The sequence below is a fragment of the Flavobacteriales bacterium genome (genome assembly GCA_016779935.1).
Classification (GTDB): Bacteria; Bacteroidota; Bacteroidia; order Flavobacteriales; family UBA7312.
In genome coordinates this window covers 42,694-55,621 of record JADHMQ010000003.1, presented here as the reverse complement: position 1 = coordinate 55,621, position 12,928 = coordinate 42,694, and the positions used below count along the sequence as shown (strand labels likewise).

The following is a 12,928-nucleotide window of genomic DNA, read 5'->3' as shown; positions in this document are numbered from 1 at the left end:
AAATGAAATTAGCCATTATTGGTACTAGAGGAATCCCTAATAATTACGGAGGGTTCGAACAATTTGCAGAATATTTGTCTGATGGATTATCTAATCAAGGACACGATGTCTATGTTTACAACTCGCACAATCATCCTTTCAAGGACAAAAAATGGAGAAAAGTAAATATTATTCATTGTTTTGATCCAGAATATAAGATTGGGACAGTTGGTCAATTTATTTACGATTTAAATTGTATTCTAGATTCTAGAAAAAGAGATTTTGATGTTATTCTCCAATTAGGTTATACTAGTAGCTCAATTTGGAATTTTTTATTCAAAAATAACATTAAGCTCGTCACTAATATGGACGGTTTAGAATGGAAAAGAACTAAATATTCTTCAATTACTAAGCTATATTTAAAGTATGCTGAAAAATTAGCTGTAAAACACAGTGATAAATTAATAGCGGATTCTGTTGGAATCAAAAATTACCTTCAAGAAAAATACTGTGTTTCCTCTACATTTATTCCATACGGTGCAACGGTATTTAATTCTCCAAATATTAAATACCTTGAGGGGTTTGGATTAGAACCTAAGGCTTATGATATGATTGTTGCACGAATTGAGCCAGAAAATAATGTTAAAACAATTATCGATGGTTTTTTAGATTCAGATGTTTCCAGAAAATTAGTGGTAGTAGGCAATATGAATACTAGTTTAGGTAAGGAATTAAAAACTTACGTGAATGATTCTCGAATAATATTCTTGGGTTTTGTTTCTTCAATAGACCTATTGAACAATTTAAGACATTATTCCAATTTGTATTTTCATGGGCATACTGTTGGGGGAACGAATCCTTCTTTATTAGAAGCAATGGCTTCAAGTAGTTTGATATGTGCTCATGATAATTCGTTTAACAAATTAATACTGCAGGAGCATGCGTTTTATTTTATTTCAAAATTTGATGTGACTAAAATTGTCAATTCAATCCATAAAACTGAGCACTTAAATTGGTGTAAAATCAATACAAAAAAGATAAACGATAATTATCAGTATTCAAAAATAGTCTCTCAGTATGAGCAATTGTTGATTTAATTTTGATTTAGTTACGATTCTTACTATATTTATATTTAGCCTTTTCTTAACAAGTTTTTATGAATATTAAAGCATTAAAATTACGTTTGCTATTTAGTTTTGGTGATGTTTTTCACCTTACCATTGCGTTCTTGTTGGCTTACAGAATTACTTTTTTTTCGCTTGATATTTCTGATAAATACTTGTTTCTTTTGATAATCGTAAACTTGAGTTGGTTGCTATTAGGGTTCTTTTTTGGATTATTTGACTACGAACGAGCCTCTAGGTTTGAATTAGTACTATCAAATTTATTAAAAGCAGTAATTGTTCACGCTCTTATTATCTCTACACTTTTATTCTCTTTAAAAACAAACTCCTTTTCTTATGACCATTTATATTATACTTTTGGGCTGAGTTATTTAATACTATTTGTTTGGAGAATATTTTCTGTTTTTCTTATTAAAAAATATAGGCGACTTGGATATAATTACAAAGAAATAGTAATTGTTGGTGCTGCCGAAAAATCTACCCAACTCGCTCAATTTTTTCTAAACAATGAGCATGGATATAAGCTTCAAGCATTCTTCTACTCCAAACCCTCTTCACAGAAATTAAGTTGCCCATGTTTTCATATTGATGAATTAGATGAATTTTGTAAAAATAATAGAGTAGAGGAGATATTCTATTCTGATTCGATTTATGATGAAAGTTTACTAATGAGCATCATTAAATTTTGTGATGATAATATGATTAGGCTTAAAATAACACCTGATTTTACCAGCTTTAAACAGCGAAAAATTAATATTGATTTGTATGGTGTTATACCCGTTATTACGTTAAGAGAAGAGCCTTTACAAGATGAGTTTAATAGGTTCGTAAAAAGAATATTCGATATCATATTTTCATTGTTTGTTATTGTGTTTATCTTATCATGGTTAACGCCAATAATAGCTTTGATAATCAAGCTTACTTCAAAGGGGCCAGTCTTTTTTGTTCAAAGGCGTTCAGGATTAGATAACAAAGAATTTGACTGTTATAAGTTTAGGACAATGTCATTAAATAAGTTGTCTGATGTCAAACAAGCGTACAAGGATGATCCACGAATAACAAAATTCGGCAGGTTTTTACGAAGAACAAGTATTGATGAAATGCCTCAGTTCTTTAACACATTGATAGGTAATATGTCTGTTGTAGGGCCTAGGCCTCACATGTTAAAACATACTAAAAGTTATTCTGAAATTATTGATGGATATATGGTTAGGCAACTCGTATTTCCTGGTATTACTGGGGCTGCCCAAGCCTATGGTTTTAGAGGCGAAACAAAGAATATTAAAGACATGGAAGATAGGGTGAAATACGATGTTTGGTATATAGAAAATTGGTCTTTATTGCTTGATGTTAAACTAATCTCTATAACGATAGTCAACCTTTTCAAGACTCAGAAAAATGCTGTTTAGATTGTCTTCTTTTTTATATCTTTGCTTTATTCTTAAAACCCTTGTATCATGAAGAATTTTTCTCTTTCTATTCTCTTTTTATTTTTCTCTTTTATTTCATTATCTCAATGCGTTCTGATTGACTTTCAAGTCTTATCTGAACCCTATTGTCCAGGCAGTTTGAACGGAGGGCAATTACAAGCCAATGTTTCAGGAGGAACGGGTTTCTATACTTACCAATGGTTAAATGAAAATGGAGGAAACTTACCTGGAGGGCCTCAAACAAGTTCTGTTACGAATAGTTTTTTACCAGCCAATCAAGCAATTTGGGTGTTTGTAACTGATACGTTTCAGAATTGCACCGATTCGGCCTCTTACACTTTTACTTCTTATTCCTGTGATCCAGACACTGCAAAATTAGAAGTGTCTAGTCCGTTTGATATTAACCCAGTAGGCTATAACACCTATACTGAGTGTGATGTAAAACTGACTAATCTTGGTTGTCAAGTGTCATTTAAGCCAGAGTTTATAATTTCTCATCTATCAGAACCTTTAGAACAAGGTGATTTTACGATAGAGTATTTTAATACTCAATCTATATGGGAAGTTATTCCATACACTATTAATTCTAATGGCGATGCAGTTGGGTATTGGGGTGGACAAAGTGGTCAAAATCTCAATTGCGAAGAAGAAAGAGTACGGCCAGTTCGTGTTAAATTTAATCAGTTTAATCCAGAAGCCCCATTAGGAGAATATACAGCCTCCTTGAGGTTATGGAATGTCGACCAAAGCGGAAATTTACTGTCTATTATTTCAGAACAAGATCAAGTGTCAGTAACACTAGTTGATACAATTTGTAATACATTATCAATTTCTTCAACCGTTACAGATGCTAGTTGCCCAGAACAAGCTGACGGTCAAATACAAATATCTTCAACAGGAGGATTATCCCCTTATGAATATTCTGTAAATAACAGTTTATTCTCAACCGATAACGTGTACACTTCATTGACAAGTGGTTCTTATACTTTGATAGTAAAAGATTCATTAGGATGTCAAAAGTCCGATACAGTATTTGTTTTTCCTGAGCCATCACTTCCAGATACTTTATGGTTTACAGGGCTTACCCCTTTCGAAGTTGTGATAAACTGGCAAGCCGACTCTACTGTTGATGGCTACCGCTTTAGATACAGAGAATTAGGAGGAACATGGCAAATTGTAGCTTCTGGAATTTTTGATGATAATATTCCTGAAATGTTGTCTAGTAAATCTATTTCAGGATTTTCTCCATCAACGACTTATGAAGTGCAAGTTAGAACTAATTCTTTGATAGATTGTATTGAAGGCTGGTCTTCTTCCTACACATTTACTACGCCTATGGAGTCGTATTCTTATGATGTAACACATACCTGTAGTGGCACTAATTCTGGTCAAATTTTATTTGATGTTCAAACACTTAACTCGTACACCTTTCTATGGAGTGGGCCTAATGGTTTCACATCTACCGACACCTCTATTTCTCAGTTGGCTGAGGGAGATTATACCTTAGAAGTCTCAGATGTTTCTCAGGTGATTTTTGACACACTAATTAGTATTGAAATAAGTAGTTCATTTATTAATTTAACATTAAACGGAGATACTAGTTTGATTTTCGAATTAACTAATGGATTGTTTTTTGCACAAACTTGTGATTTAAACAGCTACCTAATTGCAGATTCTGGATTCACCAACTATCAATGGACTGATGGAACTATTGGGCAACAATTACTTATAGATACTTCGAATATATTCGTTTTTGTAGAAGCATTAGATTCTAATAGTTGTCCTGCTGTTTCTGATTCAGTACATATTTCTATTATAAACGATTACGTTGATTTGATTCAAGCCAACACGAATGGAGCTTATATAAAGAGCGTATATACCTTATGTAGCTCAGACTCTTCAATTGATATTGATATTAGCCCATTTATAAGTGGTAACTATGTGGTTGAATGGCATCGAGTTGTAGGCCAAAATTTTGTAACATTGGGAGATTCATCAGTAATTGAAATTTCACCTACTCAATCCTCAAATTATGTTTTAGAGTTAGGAAATTGCTTTCTGGATTTTAGTATTGACTTCTATTCGCCAATCTTAGATGTAAATCATACAAACCTTGTATGTAATAGTGATAGTAATGCATATATAATTTTATCATCAGACTCCTCGTCTTCAACAGCTCATTTTATTTTAAGAGATTCTCTTGGGGTCGAACTATATAACAACATTTCAAATAACTTAATTGATACTATTTTCGGTTTATCTTCAAATCAATATACTGCTGAATTATTAGACGAGTGGATGTGTTCAGTTTCTACTCTTGTTGATGTTACTCAACCCGATAGTTTAAAAATAGATTCATTAGATATTCAAAATATATTGTGTTTTGGAGATAATTCTGGTCAAGCAACTTTCAAAATTGCTGGTGGTACGCCATCGTATACTATTCGCTTAAATGGAGACACCCTAAATCTATCTCCTAATTCACTTGATTATTATACTATTAATAACCTACTCCCAAACTCTTATATTATTGAAGTGTTTGATGTTAATGGATGTTATTATTCCAAATCATTCCAAATTCTCGAGCCATCCTTATTATCATTCTCTATTACTTCATCTTTAGATTCAATTGTTTGTTTTGGAGATTCAACTGGATTTATTCAAACTGCAGCGATTGGTGGAACTCCAGGATATAATTTCCAGATTTCTAAAAATGATACATTACTTTATTCCCAAACTAGTGACTATTTTGGCTCATTGACTGCAGGTAATTATAAGGTTTTTGTAACTGATACAAATGGCTGTCAAGATTCTGTTGCATTAAATATTTTTCAGAACCCTGACTTTTTAGCTTATGAAGATTCATTATTGCATAAAAATATTTTATGTTTTGGAGATAGCTCAGGAGAAATTGGATTTGATATAAGTGGTATTGGCTCACCTTATCAAGTTGGTTTGCTAAACGACACTTTAAAATATAATGATTCACATATTTTTGATAGTCTAGTTAGCGGAATTTATTCATTTGAAATTACTAATAGTCTTAATTGCTCTAAATATTTGAATATTGAAATTACTGAACCAAATGAATTAATGTTAAATCCCATAAATATTTCAAACCCGAATTGTCAAACTCCATTTGGTACTGCTGATTTTCAACTTTTAGGAGGTGTAGCAGATTATACATTTAAATTAAACGATTCGTTACAAAACATAACTTTAAATAATACTGGGGATTTTAGCCTTATTGATTTATTGCCAAATTCTTATGAGCTATCTGTCTTGGATTCAAACTTGTGTGTAGACACATTGGTGTTTGATATAATGAGTACTTCGAATTTTGTTTTGAGTCTATCTTCTTACACAACAGATACTTTAACGTGCTATGGTGATTCTACAGCTAGTGCTATAGTTAGTATATCTGGTGCAACTGGACCAATAGAATATTCTATTTCACGAAACGACACACTTTTATATACTCAAACAGATACTATCTTTCAAAACTTAATAGCAGGAAATTATCAGATTAATGCAATTGATTCTGTTCTTTGTATTGATTCTGTTCAATTTAGTATCTATCAAAACCCTCAACTACACTTATCTGAAGATTTTACATTGCATCAAGATGTATTATGTGTTGGATTAGGTTTAGGAAAAGTTACAATTGATGTTAGTGGCGGTATCCCTGATTATTCCATTGGAATAGTAAATGATACGATTACTTACGATTACCCTCATGAATTTATAGACCTTCAAGTTGGAACATATGTCTTTGAAGTAACAGATTCTTTGGGTTGTAAGAGTCAAATCACTTCAAATATTGTTACAAACCCAATTTCCCCTGAATTAATTACTCTAAATGTAGAGGATATAGATTGTCAAACATTATTTGGTAGTGCGGAATTTGAACTTAGTGAAGGAATATCACCACCTTTTTCATTTACGTTAAATAATCAGCCTATAACGGTTAATTTAGATGTAAACAATCAATTTATTATTGATAATCTTGATGACACTTCATACGTTTTAAAAGTTGAAGATAACAGTATGTGTACCGATACCGTATCATTTGATATAAACGATTTTACATCTTTTAAACTTAGTATTATTGATTATACTGATACGATAAATTGTTTTGGTGATTCTTCTGGTTATATAAATAGCTTAGCAACTCTAGGAGCCACACCATATGAATACATATTAATAAAAGAATCAGATACTATTTCAGTACAGTCTTCACCAAATTTCACTGGTTTAACTGTAGGTAATTATGAGTTGATTGCTATTGATTCAACGGATTGTCATAGTGCAGAACAACTTGTAATTTATCAAAGAGATTCACTTGAGGTTTCGGATAGTCTAGATTTACATTTGGATGTGACCTGTTATGGCTATAATGATGGCGAATTTATGCCCCATATTACAGGAGGCTTAGAGCCATATACCTATCATTTTGTAGATTCAGTTCAGACTTATAATTATCCGCATTTATTTCAAAATTTATACTCTCAAACATATGATTTAGAAATAGTAGATTCTCTAGGTTGTTCCAAACCCTTATCAGTTTTCATAAACCAACCAGATTCTTTCTATTTAGATTCTTTAGTTGTTACTGATGTGATCTGTAATGGTGATAGTAGCGGTGTTGTTGATTATTTTATTAATGGAGGGACATCACCTTTCAATTATATAATAAACTTGGACACTTCTATTTTGTCAAATGAATTGTTTTCTGGGGCGTTTACAATTGAAATAATAGATTCTAATAATTGCATCATAGATACTAATTTTGTGGTTAACGAGCCGCCAGTATTACATTTATCAGTTATCGATTCATTGACAAATAACATTAGTTGTTTTGGAAATAATGATGGTCAGATTGGTTTAACAGCTAGTGGAGGTGTTCCACCATATGAATTTAAGATTGATGGTGCTATTATTGACTATAATGTAGTAATCGAGTTATTAGCCGATACCTTCATTGTTTCTGTTGTCGATAGCGTAGGCTGTGAAGATACATTGGAAGTAGTATTAACTCAGCCACAACAAAATTTGTTTATAGATAATTATGTCTTATCTGATACGCTTGGCTACTGTGCACCTTGTTATGGTGATTCAACAGGTTTTATTTCGATAGATTTATTGGGAGGAGCAGCCCCCTATGAATATTTTATTGTAAGTAATCCAGATACGTTTAACACACTTCCAATTGAAAAACTAGTTGGTGGAGAAGAGTATGAAATTTATGCCAAAGATAGTTTAGGTTGTGTCTCTGATACGATAACAGTTGAGTGTAATTCACCAGATGAAATAGTAATGTCACTTGATCTGACAATAGATCCAAGTTGTTGTTATTCATGTGATGCCACAGTCGATTTAAAGGCAGTAGGAGGGATAACACCTTTTGAATATGGAATTGAGGCAATGCCTTTACAATCAGATAGTACATTTTCTCAATTATGTGGAGATACTTCATATTTGTTTAGCTTAAAAGATGCCTTCGGATGTCTTAAATCAGACTCAATGATTGTTCCTAATATTCCATGCCTTTCGGTTGATACCATCAACTTTGTTGATAGTCAATATCCAGCTGTTATCAGTGACTCTTGTAAAATCGATGGAACTGCTAAAATTCATGTGATAGCAACAGAAGGAACAGGAAATTATAATTTCTCTATAAATGACACTATGAATTTTATTGAAAGCCAGCAGTATACATTCAATAATCTATCACAAGGAGATTATACCATTTTTGTAAAAGATAGCTTGAGTTGTATTGATTCCATAAATATAGAAGTGCCTGAAATTACGCCAATAACCATACAATTATTACTTGATACTGTTTATTGTGCCAGTCCGTTCTTAAATGGCCTTACAAATCAACCAGATGAAGGGGGCTTTACTGTTCAAGCATTTGGAAGTATAAGTAATACATATTCTTACTCTTTAGATGAATGGGATAGTACAATATTTTTGAATCAAGGACTATTCACATCTCTAGATGCTGGAGATTATTCACTGAATGTGAAAGATGGTTTCGATTGCATTTCTGAATTTGAAGTTAGTGTACCGTCTATTTCTATGGATTTTGATTACACTGCCCACGACATATCATGTGCTGGCTTTAATGACGGTTATGTTCAAATAAATGCCCTTCAAGGCGATGTAGCTAATCCTTGGGTTGAAGTTGATAATTCCCCAAATTTGTTTACAAACTTAGGAGCAGGAGTACATGTGATAACAGCTTTTTATAATTATCCTGACGGAAGTAGTTTTTGTTATCAAACAGATACTTTTGAGTTTTTTGAAAAAGAAGAATTATACTTCTTGTTAGATGCTAATAACGTAAGCTGTTATGATGATTGTGACGCCTCTATTTTAATTGATTCTACATATGGAGGTGTTGAACCCTACACCTTTGTTTGCTTAAATAATTTAGACACAAATAATTTAATGTTTGAAAACTTATGTGCTGGAGAGTACTCTATCAAAATGATTGATGATAATGGATGTTTCTTAATTGAGGATATCTCCGTTAACGAAGGAAATGCAATTTATCCACTTATTTCCTTTGAAGATGGCGAATTGATTGTTGTTCAGCCAACCATACAAAACCCATCGATGGGAACACCACCTTACTCCTACCAGTGGTATGAAGATAATACGTTACTTGCAGGAGAAGATTCCGAAGTATATAGCCCAGATTATCCAGGTCTTTATAAAGTGGTTGTTACGGATAGTGTTGATTGTAAAGGAGAATCAAGTTTCTATAAAATTGAAGTTCTTGATTTATCAAATTGGTCATCAGGAGTTGATGTAAATATTTTTCCTAATCCTTTTGTTGACGAATTGAATGTAACTATCAATTCATCTAGCGAATACGAATGGAATTTAAGAGATGTTAGTGGTAAAGTTATTGGAAGTGGTATTGGTAAAAGTTCATGGAAAATAAACACATCTATTTTGCCAAATGGGATGTATATTTTACATGTTTTAAATGCTGAAGAACAACTTATATATAAGATAATGAAACAATAAATAATAGTTTTTAAATTTTCATTACCTTCGTAGAGTTTAAAACTTGATTAATAAATCGAATGAAAAGATTATTTTTAATTGTTGGAATTGTATCCCTTTTCTCTGTAAACGCTTTTTCGTCTTCTTATTTTTCTGATGACCAGCCAGTAGTTTCTATCGGAATTAATGATTTAATTATCATTTCTGACGTCAATAAGATTATGGAATACGCCAAGACTAAAGGACTGAATGATAGAGCTTTAGAACAAGTTAAATTGGCTGACGAGTCCTATGTCAAAGGAGTTCAATTTTTACAGCAGTCCAATCCAACCGAAGCAATTCAATCGTTTAAAACATCCTTTAAAAATTATAAAAGAGCTAAGCTTAGTGACGATGCTCTTAACTTTGTCAATCTACAACTTGCAGTAGCTCATCAGCTTAGTGACGATGATAGAAACAAGAAAAAAGTGATGAGATATTTAGAGCTTGTTACCAATTCTATTGACAAAGAAAAAGAGTGGGTATATAACTTAGCGATTCTTAATTACCTTAACAATAATGAAAGTCGTTCGGCAGAATTATTGGAATCTGTAATTAAAATGGATAAAGAGTTTTTTAAAGCATATGGTAATTTAGCCGCTGTTTATCAAACTATAAATCAACCAAAAAAAGCAGAAAAGACTCTTTCAAGGTTAAAGATAGCACAAGATGTATTGGCTGAAAAACAGAGAAAAGAGCAATTAGCTTTAGCGAAGAAGAAAGAAAAAACCAAAAAAGCTGGAAAACCTGAAGAGCCTGTCTTGGCTGAAGAGCCACCTAAAGGTATTAGTATTGACCCGTTATTATTGAAAGTTAAAGGGGACAGTAAATCTGTTTTAAAGAATGAATCAATTACTGCCTTTGATGACAGAATGAGAAAAAAATTAATAGAAGGTCAAGAGTATTATGATCAAGGTGTCGTATTATTCAACTCTGGTGAATTTCCATTAGCTGTTAAAGCATTTAAATCTTCTCTTAAGAAGTTTAATCAAGCTAAAGTCTCTCAACTTACTTTAAGTAATGTGAATGTAAATTTGGCTATGTCCTACTTTAGAAGCCCAGAGAAAAGAGATAAAAAGAAAGTAATCCCTATTTTAGAGACATTATCGAAGGCTGTTTATAACGATAGAGATGTAGTTTATAATATTGCCGTAATTCAACACGGTATGGGTAACAGTGAAAAGGCTTTAGACTTATTACAAGACTGTAATTCTTTAGACAAATACTTCTTGCTTTCTTATCAAAATCAAGTGGCTATTCACAATGATTTAGAGGACCTCAAAAGTGCTAAAAAAGCATTCAAGCTTCACGAAAAATATAAAAACGAGTTGACTGAAATTTATAAAGAGTACGTAAAGACTGGTGTTAAAAACGAAAATGTTGATTTATCCTTCTTGGAAGGAGCTGTTTTTAGAGTTGCATTAGGCGATTTTAGTGAGTTTAACATGCCAATTGATATTTATCTACACGATGATTTATTAACTATTCCACTTGGTAATGATTTCTATTCTTTCATTTGTGGTAATTACAGCACTTACAACAGTGCTGAGTCTTACCTTTCTAAGGTCTTTAATAATGGATATGAAAATGCATTTATAATTGCATTTAAAGATGGTGTAAGAACAGATTTTGCATCTGACTTAAAATAAATCCTCCTAACCACATACAGATAATAAAAAAGCACATCAGAATGATGTGCTTTTTTTATGATTAAAACTTAGATTCATTATTTACAAACCCAACTTTCGGACCAAAAGTATTTGAATAGTGCCGATGAATCACCAGTTACGGTTTCAAAAGAAACTGTAGAGTTATTAATATTTTTCAATTCATCCCCACACGTTTCTCTTACAGAAACAGGACTCAAATAACTGCTAAAATCACTCGTAATAGAAGTAGGCAGTGTGCTGTTGACATAGCCCTCTCCACTGTAAGAGTTAGATGCGGTTGAGTCTAGAGTACCATTAGAATAGTACTCAACTGTTAAACTTATATCAGTTGTACTTTGACAGTCTAAACAGTCAGAACAAGAAGAAAGCACTATTGCTGATAATATACTGAATGTAATTATTTTAAAATTCATATTGTTAAGGTTATTAAGTAAAATTAAAATTCTAAATTTTCAGGGAACACTAAAAAGCGTACCCTAATCTTATTTTGATTCTATATGTATCTATTTTAGCAAAATCAGTTAAACCAGGTAAGTCTCTATAAAATCCAGAAGTGAACTTTAATGACTCATTTCCTTTAGCTTTGATAACAACATTCGCACCACTCTCGTCTACGATTCCATAATATCCATTGGCAACATCAGAGTCTGGAGCAGTACCATCAAATGCATAAACATCACCAAATTTTGTTTGTAGATAAAAATCTGGAGAAACACCTGCTGCAGTAGCAACTGAATTTACATTGTCAGCTACTTGATTAACATTCCACGTATCATTTCCATTAAATACTCTTTCGCTTCTGCTAACCATTTTATACTGAGGTCCTATTTGAACGTCTAATGAAAGTTTATCGAAAAATAACCATTGACGACCGATAGCAATACCACCAATTAAGCTAAACTCACTTGTTTTGTGAGAAACATCATACCAACTTAAATCGTTATTTGATACAGTTGTATTGGTACCGTTAGGATTAGTTGAGATTGCTCCACTTGTACTCAACGAACCAAAGTTGTCTGCAGCTGGATCAGTGTTTTCTGAGCCTAACCACGGACCTTGGAAGCTGCCAAATACATCGCCTTCATATAATGATGGGTACATGAGGTAGTTCATTGCCTGATTAGTTTCTAGAGCAGTATTATCATCAAAGTCAATTGTTGTTGATTGTATATTTACAAAAGGTGCAACGTACCATCCTCTTGGTGGGTCACCTATCTTTTGACTATATGTTTTTATGTAACTTCTGTATTCAACGCCAAATCCAAAACCACTAATCTTTGTTGAAGTTTGTCGTGAAACTGAATGCTCTAGTGGGTCTGCTACAACTTGAAAGCCACCTACTAAATTTCCTGGGTCATGATTTGAATTAGTATCGATAACAGCTGTCAATCCATCACCAAATACTTGGTCATGCTTTGAGCTAAAAAAGGCAGCTGAGAATTGTATTGAACCTTTTGTGAGAATATTTGGCCATTTGCCTTGCTTTCTTGTTCTTCCAGAAGCATTTATATTGTTCATTCCTTCATTGAAAGTTCTTTCATAAGATACTTCATACATGCCAAATGCGGCATCTAATCCACTTACTTTAACGACACTCTCTTGGGCTTGGGACACAAATCCTAGAGACAAACCGAATAATACTAGGGCAACTTTTTTCATTTTAACTCAG

6 protein-coding genes are annotated in these 12,928 nt (G+C 32.6%); 4 read left to right on the top strand and 2 right to left on the bottom strand.

Annotation, left to right across the window (positions count from 1 at the left end):
• The first annotated feature begins 2 nt into the window (after window positions 1–2).
• The 4 genes from ISP73_03015 to ISP73_03000 are packed head-to-tail and all read left to right on the top strand — an operon-like array spanning window position 3 to window position 11,238.
• Complete coding sequence (locus tag ISP73_03015) at window positions 3–1,076, top strand: DUF1972 domain-containing protein (GenBank protein ID MBL6657558.1); 1,074 nt, start codon at window positions 3–5, stop codon at window positions 1,074–1,076.
• Between the two features lie 59 nt (window positions 1,077–1,135).
• Window positions 1,136–2,512: an undecaprenyl-phosphate glucose phosphotransferase gene (locus tag ISP73_03010; protein MBL6657557.1), complete on the top strand. Its 1,377-nt coding sequence runs from the start codon at window positions 1,136–1,138 to the stop codon at window positions 2,510–2,512.
• A gap of 48 nt (window positions 2,513–2,560) precedes the next feature.
• Window positions 2,561–9,571: a T9SS type A sorting domain-containing protein gene (locus ISP73_03005; GenBank protein ID MBL6657556.1), complete on the top strand. Its 7,011-nt coding sequence runs from the start codon at window positions 2,561–2,563 to the stop codon at window positions 9,569–9,571.
• Between the two features lie 59 nt (window positions 9,572–9,630).
• Complete coding sequence (locus ISP73_03000) at window positions 9,631–11,238, top strand: hypothetical protein (protein MBL6657555.1); 1,608 nt, start codon at window positions 9,631–9,633, stop codon at window positions 11,236–11,238.
• Between the two features lie 77 nt (window positions 11,239–11,315).
• On the opposite strand, the gene ISP73_02995 is transcribed toward ISP73_03000, so the two are convergent.
• Together ISP73_02995 and ISP73_02990 are read right to left on the bottom strand one after the other, a co-directional pair.
• Window positions 11,316–11,672, bottom strand: coding sequence for a hypothetical protein (locus tag ISP73_02995; GenBank protein ID MBL6657554.1), 357 nt, complete (start codon window positions 11,670–11,672; stop codon window positions 11,316–11,318).
• Window positions 11,673–11,721: 49 nt separating this feature from the next.
• Window positions 11,722–12,918 carry a hypothetical protein gene (locus ISP73_02990; GenBank protein MBL6657553.1) on the bottom strand — a complete coding sequence of 399 codons (1,197 nt, stop codon included), beginning with the start codon at window positions 12,916–12,918 and terminating at the stop codon, window positions 11,722–11,724.
• Window positions 12,919–12,928 lie beyond the last annotated feature (10 nt).